Below are 12,990 nucleotides of genomic sequence, written 5' to 3'. Positions count from 1 at the left end.
TATGCTGATCAATAAATCATTCATTGTCTGACTCATCCTATTGAACTGACCTGGAAGCTTCGTTTAAGAAACGTGGATTGCCTTTTCCATAACAAAATCATCCATAACAAACCCATTGCCGATATCCGCAACCTGCTCCCGGACAGTCCGGAATCCTTTTTTCTCATAGACAGCAATACTTGATTCGTTATGGCGATTGACGGTCAACCAGATCAGGTTAATGCCTCGTTCTATACATTGCTGCTCCAGAAAAGCGAACGCTAGGCTGGCGTAGCCTTGGCCTCTATGTTCCTTGCCGATGTAAAACTTACTCAGGAACATTTTGCCTTCCTCTACTTTTACAGACATGTATCCGACAGGCGTATCATCACGTTGCATGAAATAATATTCATAGCCCTGTTCTTGGATTTGTTCTGTAACAGCTGATACCGATTGGTATTGTTGAATCATGTAATCAATCTGTTCAAGCGTAATGATGGATACGTAGTACTCCTGCCAAATTTCGGCGGCCAAGCGGGACAGTGCAGCGATTTCTTCGGGTGTACTAACTTTCGGAAAGATAAGATTCATGGTCAGCCTGCCTTTCTTAGCTCTCTATCAAATTAATTCAGACTCCCTACATCGTATCAAATATTCCGATAGAATGTTAGCCACACCTATGTTCGAAGCTTTGCACCTTACGTATTTAATATCGGTATCTCGCTGAGCAGATCTCTCATATGAATCGCATCCCACGGCATATGCTCGGTTATACCCAGTCCCACGACCTCTGTTTCTTCTGACAGCTCCTTAAGCAAATGCAGAAGTTGAGGTAACTGCATGGTTCCGGCAGGTGAGAAAACATATGGTTCGTCAGGGTTAGCAAATAGTAGAGAACGGAATTTTTTGGGGTCCAGCACATCCAGATCCACGTGAATGGCAAGATGTTTGATTCCACTTTCTCTGATCCATTTCTTAATCACTTCAGTGCTGCTCGAGAGCTCCTCTGTTCCGGCTGTTTTGATTCCCAGTCTCTGAATGACTTCTGTATCTGATTCCTCAGCGTATACACCCATTCTTTCAAATGCTTCCGAAATCACTTCCATCTCTTGTTCTGTAGGAACTGCCAATCCCGCCATAAAGATATTTTCGGGCTTCAAAGGAACCTTCACATGTCTCGAGAACTCCTCGTCTCCCTCACCCAGAAGATTCCCGAGTGGCAGCGTATGTCCGTTATCATAGCCAACATATCGAACCAGGTCACTGTGTGCATCAATCCAAATTAACCCAAGGTCCCCTCCATATCGTTCGTTAAGATAGGCAAAGGGTGCTTGTTCGACCAAACAGTCGCCGCCAAACATAACAATACGATCCGGCTTGTGAGCCTGGATGATATGCTGGGCAGCCTCCAGCTGTTCCAGCAGTTGTGTTCTTCCATTCATGCCGTTCTCGTTCACAAGTGGTGTTCCATCATAAGCATGAACGGGTACCTTAATTAGGGGTTGATCATTATCTGGTGCCAGCCAGGCTAACAGTTCGGCTCCAAAAGAATAGTTAGGATTGTTGCCCCCCTGCCATTGCGGCATGAGCAAGCGTATTGTTTTTGTAGACATATGATACTCTCCTTTACTTGAAAGTAAGGCTAGTATAAACTGAACGAAAATATAATCGTAGTACGCACTTTAATGATAGGTACTACCCGGAAGGATAGTGTACGTATGAGCATGACTGATTATAAAGGTAAAGTGAAGAACATTCAGGATACCCCTTTTGGGTATACGGTGTCTGTCATCGGGGGTAAATGGAAGATGGTGATCCTCTACCTTTTGGCTGAAGGTCAAACCGTTCGATTCAATGACTTGAAGAGGCAGATTGGAGCGATAACCTATAAGATGCTAAGTTCACAACTCAAAGAATTGGAAGCCGATGGTCTGGTGAACCGGAAGGAGTACCCGCAAGTTCCACCCAAGGTCGAGTACAGTCTCACCGCCAAGGCAGAGAGCTTGCTGCCGATTATGGAAGAGTTATGTGAATGGGGAGTTAAGAACCAACCATAACACGTATGTTAGAAATTCACTGTTGAACCTTATCTACGTCCACTGGTTCAATCGGAACAAACAAAAACGGGTTTCCGTTTAAAAATTCTCTGATTAATGCTTGAGCATAGGGTTGTTCATCCAATAAATTTGACGTTTCTTCTGGATTAGAGGCGTGATGACAGTAGTTCTCAATCATGAACATAATGAAGAAACATTCCAAGTCTCGAAGATAATCAGTTCCCAGTTTTCTCACGTTCTCGTAACCTTGGATAAAAGTCATTCGCTCTCTGGGATAGAGTCCAATTAAACTGCCTGCCAGATCATATAGAAAATAACCAAAGCCACATCTTCCAAAATCGATTGGATACGGTAAACCATCCTTGAAAACGATGTTACCGGCGTGCAAATCAGCATGAATCATTCCGTAGTTTTGTTCATTGTTGTCCATATCAGCAAGTCTACTCAATATTTTCTCGACAGCATGTTGATATTCCGTCCAGGCTTGATCGGACAAAAATCGGTTATAATATCGATCAAGCTTCACCAACTCACTTCGAAAAGAGTCTGCTCCCCAGACCGGACGCACAAAGTTGGGAGGTAAGTGAACGCCCGAAACAGCTTCATGAAGCTTTCCCATCATTTCTCCCATTCTAGTAACTATAGTTCCCGTCATTTCACCATGTATATGCTCCCCTTCGACCCATTTCATCACCGTAACATACGGTCGTCTATAACCCTCAATCGTATCCATCTCTACTACACGAGAGCCTGTAAGAGAAGTGATCCCCACTGGGACATGAATGTCATCCACTGTATTCAAGGACTGAAGAAATAGAAGTTCAGATTGTATTTCTTCCTTGCTCCAACGATCGGAATGAATCCGAAGCAAATAAGAATCGGGTGTATTTGTTTCAACTTTGTACGTGATCGTATCGGATAAGTGTATAAACTGAATGCGTTCCCACGCCAGATCATACTGCTGTAATGCAGTTAGTGCCACATTTCTGGCTCTAGCTAGCAGAGATTCTCTTTCTTCCATCGTGTCATAGCGAAAAAAGTCCTTCATTTGTTTTCTTCACTCCACTTCATTCGTTAAATTGGTCATGTTCCTCATATAAATAATTATAGGTATCCTGTTGTTTGGGATATAGGTAACGTTTCATTAGAAACTGATTTTTACCTGTCAGGGGGTTAATATATTCCTCAAACCATGAGAAAAACCATGACATTAGGACTGTCATGGTTTTATTTTTCAAGCATATTGAAAAGATTTTCTTATACGATCAGATCTTATGTAACTTCATATCATCAGGCTATCTAGTAGCCCCTATACGGTTATTTTTAAAGTCGTCAAAAGCATCTTTGTGCTGCTGGTTAAACAATTCCGGCATGAAGTCAGGATGGAAAAATTTCAGCTCAAGGCTCTCTTCATTGCAAGCAGCTAATTGTCCTCCGATCACTTTTCCATGATACATAAATGCAATGGTCTGAGCCTTATCTCCATTAGGATATTCATCAAAATACTTTGTATAAACGCCAACTAGTTCCCCTATGGATATGATTAAACCCGTTTCCTCTCTTATTTCTCTAACTGCTGTTTCTACCGATGATTCTCCCAGCTCCATTGCACCTCCGGGAAACCCCCACGCATTTCGATCCCGCCTTCTCTGGAGTAAAATCTCTTGTGCCTCATTCTCTATGATCGCGCCTGAAAAATTTAGAATAATCATATCTTTTCCGACCTTGCTTCTGATCCATTTTATATAATCCATGGTCCCTCCGCTCCGCTCTGCTCTCTAGTGATTGAATTCAAACACAAACGGATCTTTATGATGAGTACAATACTCAATTTGTTCTATAAAAGATCGCCAAGTCACCATTTTCTTCGCATCCTCAATATCGAAATAACCTAATTCAATACTTTCACTTGATGTTTTCAATTCCCCTCCAATTGGTTTAGCCATAAACAATGTACTGCAAATTGATCCCTTTACATCTTGGAAGATTCCAGAAAACCCAATGATTTCAATATCTATTCCAGTTTCCTCTTTCGTTTCTCTTATCACAGCCGAAGAAAGTGACTCTCCCTCCTCAACATGGCCTGCTGGCATTTCCCAACCTCTTTTTGGCCCATTAATTAGTAAAATCTTATTTTCCTCATTTAATACGACCGCTACAGCAGTTACTCTATGTTTAGGATGTTTTTTCATTAAGTGTTCCTTTCTTGATATGTTTTCGCTAGATTCATGTCTCGTAGCAACCCCGATGAGAACTAACTATATTAACTTTTCAGAGTTCTAATACCGTTACAAGCTCGCCATGACACACTTCACCGTTCTCGTTGAAGCCTAAGCTCTCATATAACTTCTTCGCAGCCAGATTCTCTGGGCTATAGGGAATCCAGCAAAGTTTGGCCGGACCAGCCGGAAAAGTGCGAATGAAGTCAATTACCTTCTTCAGTGCTTCACGGCCATACCCTTTATTCTGGTGTTGCTTGTCGATCATGAGCCGTAATATGCAGTAGTTATTATCAGCAATGTTGGGGAGATCATAACCGGTAATTCCATACGTAATCATTACAAACCCAACAGGTTGTTCATCTGCGTAGATTGCAAACGGAAAAGGCGAACCTCCATTGGTCGCTAAAACATAACATGAAGCTACACTTGAAAGATTCGATGCCACATATTTTTGCTGCTCTTCTGCAACTTCCAGGTTAAAGATTGCACGTCGGTTATCCAATGTAATCTTTCTGAGCGTAATCACAATTGATTTACCCCTCCTTTCATAATTTAGATCTTCCATGACTTTATGTCGCAAACGATCTAATCGTTAGTAACCTCATGACTTTCAATTCCACCTTCTTTATTAAAATGAAGTCGTAACAAGCGATCATCTACTCCTAATCCTGCTCTTCCCAAATAGTAAACATATTGACGAGAAAGCTCGTCTACTTTTTGTGTAGGTTCTCCAAGCAAGTCAATAATCTCCGTCTCCGTCATGCCTATTAGTTCAAAATGCTTTAGCAAGCTATGCACCATGCTATTTCTTTTCTCTGGTTCGTTAAACCATGTTTCTTGATCAAAGTGATTGCTACTACATGCACAAAGAAAAAGTAGCAATAGTATAGAGAGCAGCATTTTTTTCATGAAAAATCCTTTCAACCATCTATTAGTTAAAGGTGACATAGGTTTATGTGTATTGTCTTGACGATTTCTTGAAGATTTTTTGCTACATCTTTTCCAAGTGCCAGTCTGTGCTTAAATAACCACGACTTGTATTGAAATCCGCCATTAGTTTTCTTTGCCTCACTTCGAGATCTTTATATGGTGCAGCTTCAATAGATATGTCTTTGAATTGATCCAACAATAAAGATTCTTCTGTAAACTTGCGCATTGCCCCCATTGCTACATCGTTGGCAGCCCACACCACTCGCTTGATTGAGAATGTCATCATTATGGTACAACTGCACATAGGGCAAGGTTCACAAGTTGTATATAACGTTAAAAAGTTATTCTGGTTGAATCTCTTGCTTTTCATATCCAACATGAATGAACCTGCTTTTCTAATTGCCTCTACTTCCGCATGAGCGGTTGTGTCACATTGGGAGAATACTTTATTTCTACCAATGCTGACGAGCTCACCATGGTTATCAACAATGACTGCACCAATGGGAAAGGTTCCTTCAGCTCTTGCCATTTCAGCCTGTTCAAATGCTTTTAGAAGATAAATACGGTCTCGATCCATGTTGACACCTACTTCCTTAAGATTGAGCTGAATGACACTATTATCATCCGATATATTACGTCCATGTCTGAAAGAATTTCCTTTTCACTTCTATCTTATTGTGCTGTGCCCATTGGTGAAGCTGCTGTAACCCTTCGCGTTCTTCATTCTTATCAAAAAAGAAACATAATTCCATTGGCACTAACCACCGGCCATGCAGTTTGAAACCAATTCTCTGGTTATTCATGTAGATACACTTGATTTGAGAAGCTTCGAATTGCTTTCCCTTCGAGGAAACAACATAATCTGTTCCGAACGTAAACGTTAGTTTCGTAAATAACATTTTTAACAGCACAATGATATAAGTCAAAACGTATATAGTAAAAAACGCGTAAAAAATTTTAGACCACCGCTCATCGCTGATGTTGAAATTAAATACACAAAAAATTCCCAATAAGGTCATGGTTATCAAATTCCACTTCACTCTTGAATAAACCGTATTAAATGTTCTTTCCACTTTCCCGTTCCTTTCCGCCTAAAATTCACACCGCAAGATTTAATCTTCTCAAATGATAACCCATATTACACCAATAAAGATATATTTTTATAAATGAAAAGGTATATCTAACACCCATCAGCCTAACATTTGCGATTGCAAAGCCGGAAAACGAGTGGATTGGAATGAATTCATTTCAACTTTCAAACTTCTATGTCTAAAACAAAGAAAGCCGCCATATCGGCGACTTCTCCTAGAATCATATGCACAATAGATATTCCACATGCTACGTTGCTATGCTGTTTCTTTTCATATTATCGATCTTCCCATATACTTTATTTCGCACCTGCCTGAAGCAGAATCTCCTCGATTTCCTTGAAGCCCTTTTTCTTGGTATGACTCAGAGGCGATACACCATCAGCATCCGCAAGATTCACATCTGCTCCATGGTCAATGAGCAGCTGGATCGTTTCCTGCTGCCGTGTATTCCCATCATTCAATAGGATCGCTTCAAGCAATGCCGTCCAGCCTAATCGATTCACATGATTCACATCTACTGACGTTTGAGTCAGAAGCTCCCGTATCACATCCACATATCCGTGCTCTGCAGCGGGAATCAGCGCTGTTCCTCCATATCGATTCGTCATGGCTGGGTCGGCTCCCGCATCAATTGTGAGCTTCAAAATATCCAAATATCCTTCAGCGCCAGCGTACAGAAACGGATTGTTCTTCATCTCGTCCTGTATGTTAACATCTGCTCCAGCTTCAATCAGCAATTGAGCCGATGCAAGATCATTGTTGTAGGTCGCAATCATCGCAGCTGTTCTTCCGCTATCATCTTGAGCATTGATATCGGCACCCTCTTGGATTAGTCTTTCGACTCTCTCAGGATCTGATCCTCCTGCTGCCTCTAGAAGCTGTTCATTCAGGGAAGCTGCCTGCTCCTTCACCATGGAGTTGTTATTTACTGCCGGAGCACAGCCTTGGACGACGAACATCGTGCTGATAAGAATAGCTATTAGGATTGACTTACTCATACTGCCTCCTTACTGTAGCGTTACGGTTACCTCCGAAGCGACACTCCAATCACCCACTGGACTGATTTCATAGGTCGTGTCCGGATTTAATTTGCCATCGTTAACGAGGTCGAAAACTCCTGTTGCGCCTTTCCGGCTTGAATATTTATAGGTTGCCGTCAGGGTGTCACCGCTCGGGGAGGTTAACGTTACGCTTCGGCCCGAAAACAGCTCATCCCCAGGATCTTGAGCAAGTGTAACTTCAATGGAGGTTTCACTCACGGCCTGTGCACTGGCAACTTGCAGCGCATCAAACGATTGTGCGGTGAATGTTGCATTATCGATGTTCGCCCAATCCGAAGATACGGTATATTGGACACCGGATTGCAGCGTTTGTCCTTCAGGCAATCTGAACTTCGGTTCTTGTTTGCCGTCTGTTGATTGCGTAAACGGAACGTATCTGGCAACGATCGGTTCTCCGCCTTCCGGCGTAATTATGACTTGTCTTGCCTGCATGGATGAGATAATCTGATACGTTTGGCCTCCAGCTTGTTCCTTCTCATCCAGCACGAACGCATTAGCTCCTCGACCACCGCTGTATGCCGAAATAATATAGCCATAATCAACGACACCGTTTTCCCGCAATGCTTCAATCTCGAACGTATCGTTCGTGACTTGACTAACCTTCGTCATGTTTAATTTGGTTCCACTGCCTTCGAAGGAACCCACATCTTGTCCTTTATAAGTAAGGTTATACACCTCACCCGCTTTTTGAACAGACGTTGGAACGATGTAAGTTGCGATGGATCCTGTTTTCAGGCGAGGCATGTTGGTTAACTTCAAACCGCCACTAAGCGCAAAATCCTTTTGTGCTTTGGCAAATACTTCATCTGCTGCTGTGAGTGGTTTATCAAAAGTCACAATCAACGTAATGGCATTCAGTGATCGTACACTCTCGATCTTAGCCTGCTCGGAAGGAATGGCCTGGCGGGCCGTGTTCAGCAGCACCGCTGTTTCACCGCGAGTAGACGACCCATTCTCGGCATAGAACGTGCTCATCCAATGGTGAACGGATTTCACGTCACGCTGCATCGCTTTGGATACAACTTGCTCAAGTTCGGCATCGGAAACTTGGCTTTGCGGATTGAATTGACCGTCATTTGCCTCCATGATGCCCAGTTCAACGAGCTTTGCTGCATAAGGCGCATACCATGCAGACGGATTAACGTCTGTTAAATCTACGCTCTCTCCCGTCTTGTCTTCCAAACTAAAGGTTTTATACACTAGTGAAGCTAGTTCTGCGCGAGTAATGGCTCTTTGTTCACCCATGGATTGATCGGCATATCCGTTCATGATTCCCAAGCTGTTCAGTTCCTTGATGGCAGTGTCGATCTGCTGACTGCTAAGCTGTGCCGTTGTTGCGGCAGCGTTTGTAACGTATGTAGCTGCATGTACTTGGTTCGCAGCAAGCGGTAATACTGCCGTACCTAATGCAGTTATGGTCAGAAATGCAGCGATTTTTCGGGTTGTCGGATTCATGGTTGAATTCCTCCTCTATAGGTTGGTCTTGCTTGTATCTATAGAATAGAGGACAAAAAGAAACTCCCAAGGTCAAAATGATTAACAAAATATAAACTGAAGCTAATTTTTATCGAAACTTATACCGTAAACCGGTAGCCCGCACCCCATACGGTCTCAATGTAATCCGGATTTTTGGGATCTGTCTCCAGCTTACCGCGCAGCTTGCGAATATGAACCGTAACGGTTGCGATATCACCGCTGGAATCCATGCCCCAGATCCGCTCGAACAGATCGGATTTGCTGAACACACGGTTCGGATGACTCGCCAAAAATACGAGCAGATCGAATTCCTTGGTTGTAATCGCGACCTCTTCCCCGTTCAAGAAAACGCGGCGTGATCCTTTGTCGATATGCAGTCCGCGAATGTGAATCTCATCCTGCTCAACGGGTTTGCTCATGCCCAGCAGTCTCTCGTAGCGGGTTAGATGAGCCTTTGCTCTAGCAACCAGCTCGCTTGGGCTGAACGGTTTGGTAATAAAATCATCGACGCCCAAATTAAAGGTTCGGATCTTGTCTATCTCCTCTTTTTTGGCAGAGACGACCAGAATCGGTACTTCCTTCACCTCGCGAATACGCCTGCAGCATTCGAAGCCGTCAAGCCCCGGAAGCATCAGGTCAACAATGATCAAACTGTAATCTCCCTCCAGAGCGAGCTTCAGGCCTTCCTCTCCATTATGACAGAGCTCCACCGTGAATCCGTTAAGCTCAAAATAATCGCGTTCCAGTTCGGCAATTGTTGTTTCGTCCTCAATGATTAATATGCTTGTCACTGCCGCTACTCCCCCTTGTCCATCAGCCTTTTCAATTGAATATAAATCGTTGTACCTTCACCAGGCATACTTTCTGCCCAGATGAATCCTCCGTGTCCATCAATAATTTGACGGGCAATCGCCAGTCCTAATCCGCTTCCCCCGGTTGAGGAATTGCGAGATTGCTCTGCCCGATAGAAACGCTCGAAGATGTGAGGCAGCGCCTCTTCCGGTATTCCCTTGCCGTTATCCTTAAACGCCATCGTAATCCATTCGTTATCTGCTTGAAGTGTAATGCCGAATCGCTTGTGTTCATTCTCCATGTACTTCAGTGCATTATCGACTATATTGACGACAGTCCGTTTTAGTTTGTCGAGATCCACTGAAGCCATAACAGGACCTGACGACTGGTTATCACAATCGAGTGCGACCCCGTTATCCTCCAGATCGTATCTCAGCTCTTCAATGCTGTCTTCAAGGAAATCAACAAGGTCTACGACCTTGAACAGGAAAGGCTCCTGATTTAAATCCAGCTTGGAATAGAGGAACAACTCATCCACCAACTTATCCATGCTGACTGCCTTCGAGTGAATGATATTGACGTAGGTCTCCATTTTCTCGGGCGTGTTCGCCACTCCATCACGAATCCCCTCAATATAGCCTTTAATGTTGGTGATCGGTGTCCGGAGATCGTGCGAAATGTTGGAGATGAGCTCTCTGCGATTGGCTTCGTCCTGCTGCCTTAGTTCATTGGAACGCTGCAGCTGGTTACGCATGCTCTCAAACGCTTCGCTAAGCTGGCCTACCTCGTCATTGGAATGAAGCTGGAGCTTGAAGGAGAGGTTCCCTTCCTTTATCTGCTCTGCAGAGTTCCTCAGCTGATTCAACGGCTTAATGAAGCTGCGAGTAATCCAGCGGAACAGCAGCAGATTTGCAATAATGAGCACCCCGATGAGCAGGATTGACATCACGGGCAGCAGCTTACGGGTCAATTCGGCAAAAGGACTCCGTTCACGAATGACGAAGATGCTTCCCCGTTCCCCATCCGTGTACTTAAAGTCAAATTTGGCATAGGCATAAAAGCGTTCACCAATATTAAACGTACTGCGTATCTGATAGTTATTCAGATCATAGGCAGGCAGTGCCTGCTTCAGTTCAGGCTGATTGAAGGTCAGCGATTCGAAGATCTGGCTGTTCTCGCGTCTGACATAGAGACCTGATTTCTCGGCTCGAAGTTTCATGTCGTATTCACGCAGCAAATCTTTGTTTTGCAGCTCATCCGGTTCATTTTTGGCCATAAACTTCATCTCTTGAAAGATCGATTCTCCCTGTTCAGTCAGTGGGTTAATCTGATAATGCACCTTATAAATATCACGAAAACTCTGCAGATCTCCTGTTGCCGCAATCGTATACAGACTTGCCGTAAGCAGGATAAACAGCAAACTTATCACGAGCATGCCCGTGAAGGACAGCAGCATCTTTATTCGAATGGACATGGGTTCCCCTTTATAAGCATGGTATAGGATTAGTTAGTGCACATGTTAACACAAGATGGATTCAATTGCCCAGATGCAAAAAAGCCAATATGGAACGCTCTCCATATCGGCTTTGATTTATTTCTATCATCCCATCATGCAGATTTAGCTGTCTACCACGAATCTCAAAAATCAACAAGCTGTTACATAGATATGCGTTCTCAGCTTTCAATACAGCATAGGAGGTTACTGCGAAACTTCAATGTTCTTGATCACCTTGGCTGGATTTCCTCCAACAACCACGTTGTCTGGAACGTCCCTGGTTACCACGGCTCCGGATGCAATGACTACATTATTGCCAATGGTGACTCCAGGATTGATGATCGCTCGTCCGCCTACCCACACGTTATTTCCGATTGTTACCGGCTTACCATATTCGGGCCCTTCATTTCTCTCGAAAGGATCAATCGGGTGTGTCGCTGTGTAAATATGAACTCCTGGCCCAAACAAGCAGTGACTGCCGATCCTCACCTCACATACATCCAAGATGGTGCAATCGAAATTGGTGTAGAAGTGATCACCCACATGGATATTGTAGCCATAATCGAACCGGATGTTAGGCTCCATGCTCAAGTGCTCACCCGTTGTGCCCAGCAATTTTTTCAAGATGTCTGTTCGAAGTTCCTCATCTGTTTCGGTGCTCTGATTATACATACGAGTCATCCGTCTTGCGTACGCTCGATCACGCGTCAGTTCAGAGTCCCAAGCTTTATAGAGCTCTCCAGCCAGCATCTTCTGTTTTTCCGTTTTCGTATCCATATATCCAGCATCCTCTCCGTATTGTAATAGTCTTCGTTACCTCCGTTTTTCCACAAGCTGCAGCGAATACGAGAGGCTTTCCAGAGTCATCGATATTAATCCAAACATATAATTCTCATCTGGGTCATTCAATAGCCTCATCTGAGGCATATGCATCTCTGGTATGTACTTCAAACATTCATTCCGGATAATCTCTACATCCTCCGGCTGTACCAACGTACCAGTCAATGCAAGGGTCTCAGGGTTCATCACAGCAATCAGACTTGACACGGCACGTGCTGCAATCGAATGGAATGTATTCCGATTATGGAGTAATCTAAACTGCTCATCATGGGAGAGACCCAATGGCAAAAAGGCGATCTCCCCGGCAAACTGGGTATTCCCCCTGTGAATATGCCCATCAATCATGATTCCTGCACCTGGTAAGGAGCCTTCAATGAAGGTCGCGACAATGATAGACTCCTCATCTTCATATTCCTGTTTCTGATATAGACCGTACACCGTCAGGTTCATGTCATTCTCTACAATAACCTCGACCCCATGTCTTTCTCGGATGGAATCGGCCAGTGGAACATGGACCAGGTTGGGGATATCCGACACATTAATGATGCCTTGATGAACTGCACCTGGGACACCGATACCCACAGCTCGGATCTGCGGATGGTTATCGATGAGGCGATCAATGAGCTGAATGATGAATGCTTCATTCATTTGATCCGTTTCCGTATGCAGTTCCCCTTTTTCCACAGTTTCCCCTGTCAGATTAACCACGCCATAGGTGATGGAGTGATGGCTGATTCCTGCCTTCACGATGAGACCAACAATGTAGGCATAGTTTTCGTTGTACTTATAGATCTGAGCAGGCCTGCCCCCACTCGATTCCTCCATATCCAGTTCCACAAGTTCACCTGCATTCAAGAGATCGATTAATATGCTGCGGCAGGTAGCAATACTCAACCCTGTTGCTTGTGCAACCATAGATTTGGTACCTTGTCTCATTGTCCTTAATGTTTGCCGCACCAATTCCTCATTCATCTTCTTCACTCGCATGGTGTTGTTAGTAATAGGTCCTTTTGTAATCCTTCTCGCCCCTCACACTTATGAAAATAC

Annotated in this window: 15 protein-coding genes; 1 reads left to right on the top strand and 14 read right to left on the bottom strand. The window is 43.9% G+C overall.

What is annotated here, in order from left to right; translation table 11 throughout:
* Positions 1 to 63 precede the first annotated feature (63 nt).
* Entirely contained in the window at positions 64 to 570 is a 507-nt protein-coding gene (locus AC3RCI_RS13900) for a GNAT family N-acetyltransferase (protein WP_492529547.1), read from the bottom strand.
* Positions 571 to 677: 107 nt separating this feature from the next.
* Positions 678 to 1,592, bottom strand: a complete 915-nt coding sequence (locus AC3RCI_RS13895; RefSeq protein WP_336780005.1) for an arginase family protein — start codon at positions 1,590 to 1,592, stop codon at positions 678 to 680.
* Between the two features lie 105 nt (positions 1,593 to 1,697).
* Here AC3RCI_RS13895 and AC3RCI_RS13890 point away from each other — a divergent pair, with 105 nt between their 5' ends.
* Positions 1,698 to 2,036, top strand: a complete 339-nt coding sequence (locus AC3RCI_RS13890; RefSeq protein WP_492473651.1) for a winged helix-turn-helix transcriptional regulator — start codon at positions 1,698 to 1,700, stop codon at positions 2,034 to 2,036.
* A 16-nt stretch (positions 2,037 to 2,052) separates the two neighbouring features.
* Here AC3RCI_RS13890 and AC3RCI_RS13885 read toward each other — a convergent pair whose 3' ends face one another.
* The 12 genes from AC3RCI_RS13885 to AC3RCI_RS13830 all read right to left on the bottom strand — a co-directional run bounded on the left by AC3RCI_RS13885 (position 2,053) and on the right by AC3RCI_RS13830 (position 12,915).
* A complete protein-coding gene (locus AC3RCI_RS13885) occupies positions 2,053 to 3,084 on the bottom strand; it encodes a phosphotransferase enzyme family protein (protein ID WP_492529545.1) in 1,032 nt (343 codons plus the stop codon).
* Between the two features lie 247 nt (positions 3,085 to 3,331).
* On the bottom strand, positions 3,332 to 3,790 hold the full coding sequence (locus AC3RCI_RS13880) for an NUDIX hydrolase (RefSeq protein WP_492529543.1): 459 nt from the start codon (positions 3,788 to 3,790) through the stop codon (positions 3,332 to 3,334).
* A 24-nt stretch (positions 3,791 to 3,814) separates the two neighbouring features.
* Positions 3,815 to 4,228: an NUDIX hydrolase gene (locus AC3RCI_RS13875; protein ID WP_492529541.1), complete on the bottom strand. Its 414-nt coding sequence runs from the start codon at positions 4,226 to 4,228 to the stop codon at positions 3,815 to 3,817.
* Between the two features lie 79 nt (positions 4,229 to 4,307).
* Positions 4,308 to 4,784 carry a GNAT family N-acetyltransferase gene (locus AC3RCI_RS13870; protein ID WP_492529539.1) on the bottom strand — a complete coding sequence of 159 codons (477 nt, stop codon included), beginning with the start codon at positions 4,782 to 4,784 and terminating at the stop codon, positions 4,308 to 4,310.
* 59 nt (positions 4,785 to 4,843) lie between these two features.
* Positions 4,844 to 5,167 (bottom strand): hypothetical protein, encoded by a 324-nt coding sequence (locus tag AC3RCI_RS13865; RefSeq protein ID WP_492529537.1) that lies wholly within the window; start codon positions 5,165 to 5,167, stop codon positions 4,844 to 4,846.
* 82 nt (positions 5,168 to 5,249) lie between these two features.
* Entirely contained in the window at positions 5,250 to 5,765 is a 516-nt protein-coding gene (locus tag AC3RCI_RS13860) for a nucleoside deaminase (protein WP_492529535.1), read from the bottom strand.
* 810 nt (positions 5,766 to 6,575) lie between these two features.
* The gene (locus tag AC3RCI_RS13855; RefSeq protein WP_492529533.1) at positions 6,576 to 7,277 is read right to left on the bottom strand and encodes an ankyrin repeat domain-containing protein; all 702 of its coding nucleotides are present in this window, start codon (positions 7,275 to 7,277) and stop codon (positions 6,576 to 6,578) included.
* A gap of 9 nt (positions 7,278 to 7,286) precedes the next feature.
* Positions 7,287 to 8,795 carry an S-layer homology domain-containing protein gene (locus AC3RCI_RS13850; RefSeq protein ID WP_492529531.1) on the bottom strand — a complete coding sequence of 503 codons (1,509 nt, stop codon included), beginning with the start codon at positions 8,793 to 8,795 and terminating at the stop codon, positions 7,287 to 7,289.
* Positions 8,796 to 8,914: 119 nt separating this feature from the next.
* Positions 8,915 to 9,607, bottom strand: coding sequence for a response regulator transcription factor (locus AC3RCI_RS13845; RefSeq protein WP_127535826.1), 693 nt, complete (start codon positions 9,605 to 9,607; stop codon positions 8,915 to 8,917).
* Between the two features lie 5 nt (positions 9,608 to 9,612).
* Positions 9,613 to 11,082, bottom strand: a complete 1,470-nt coding sequence (locus AC3RCI_RS13840; protein ID WP_492529529.1) for a sensor histidine kinase — start codon at positions 11,080 to 11,082, stop codon at positions 9,613 to 9,615.
* 225 nt (positions 11,083 to 11,307) lie between these two features.
* Positions 11,308 to 11,880, bottom strand: coding sequence for a sugar O-acetyltransferase (locus tag AC3RCI_RS13835; RefSeq protein WP_492529527.1), 573 nt, complete (start codon positions 11,878 to 11,880; stop codon positions 11,308 to 11,310).
* 36 nt (positions 11,881 to 11,916) lie between these two features.
* Positions 11,917 to 12,915 carry an ROK family protein gene (locus tag AC3RCI_RS13830; RefSeq protein WP_492529525.1) on the bottom strand — a complete coding sequence of 333 codons (999 nt, stop codon included), beginning with the start codon at positions 12,913 to 12,915 and terminating at the stop codon, positions 11,917 to 11,919.
* Positions 12,916 to 12,990 lie beyond the last annotated feature (75 nt).

Source organism: Paenibacillus sp. MT124 (assembly GCF_058792755.1).
The sequence above is the reverse complement of the archived record's forward strand: the minus strand, read 5'-3'. Positions and strand labels throughout refer to the sequence as shown.

Bases quoted from the DNA above. Each gene is read 5' to 3' on its own strand.
- AC3RCI_RS13865 (WP_492529537.1), bottom strand. From the start codon at position 5,167: ATGAAAAAAATGCTGCTCTCTATACTATTGCTACTTTTTCTTTGTGCA.
- AC3RCI_RS13855 (WP_492529533.1), bottom strand. From the start codon at position 7,277: ATGAGTAAGTCAATCCTAATAGCTATTCTTATCAGCACGATGTTCGTC.
- AC3RCI_RS13850 (WP_492529531.1), bottom strand. From the start codon at position 8,795: ATGAATCCGACAACCCGAAAAATCGCTGCATTTCTGACCATAACTGCA.
- AC3RCI_RS13880 (WP_492529543.1), bottom strand. From the start codon at position 3,790: ATGGATTATATAAAATGGATCAGAAGCAAGGTCGGAAAAGATATGATT.
- AC3RCI_RS13835 (WP_492529527.1), bottom strand. From the start codon at position 11,880: ATGGATACGAAAACGGAAAAACAGAAGATGCTGGCTGGAGAGCTCTAT.
- AC3RCI_RS13890 (WP_492473651.1), top strand. From the start codon at position 1,698: ATGAGCATGACTGATTATAAAGGTAAAGTGAAGAACATTCAGGATACC.
- AC3RCI_RS13875 (WP_492529541.1), bottom strand. From the start codon at position 4,228: ATGAAAAAACATCCTAAACATAGAGTAACTGCTGTAGCGGTCGTATTA.
- AC3RCI_RS13840 (WP_492529529.1), bottom strand. From the start codon at position 11,082: ATGTCCATTCGAATAAAGATGCTGCTGTCCTTCACGGGCATGCTCGTG.
- AC3RCI_RS13860 (WP_492529535.1), bottom strand. From the start codon at position 5,765: ATGGATCGAGACCGTATTTATCTTCTAAAAGCATTTGAACAGGCTGAA.
- AC3RCI_RS13830 (WP_492529525.1), bottom strand. From the start codon at position 12,915: ATGAATGAGGAATTGGTGCGGCAAACATTAAGGACAATGAGACAAGGT.
- AC3RCI_RS13900 (WP_492529547.1), bottom strand. From the start codon at position 570: ATGAATCTTATCTTTCCGAAAGTTAGTACACCCGAAGAAATCGCTGCA.
- AC3RCI_RS13895 (WP_336780005.1), bottom strand. From the start codon at position 1,592: ATGTCTACAAAAACAATACGCTTGCTCATGCCGCAATGGCAGGGGGGC.
- AC3RCI_RS13885 (WP_492529545.1), bottom strand. From the start codon at position 3,084: ATGAAGGACTTTTTTCGCTATGACACGATGGAAGAAAGAGAATCTCTG.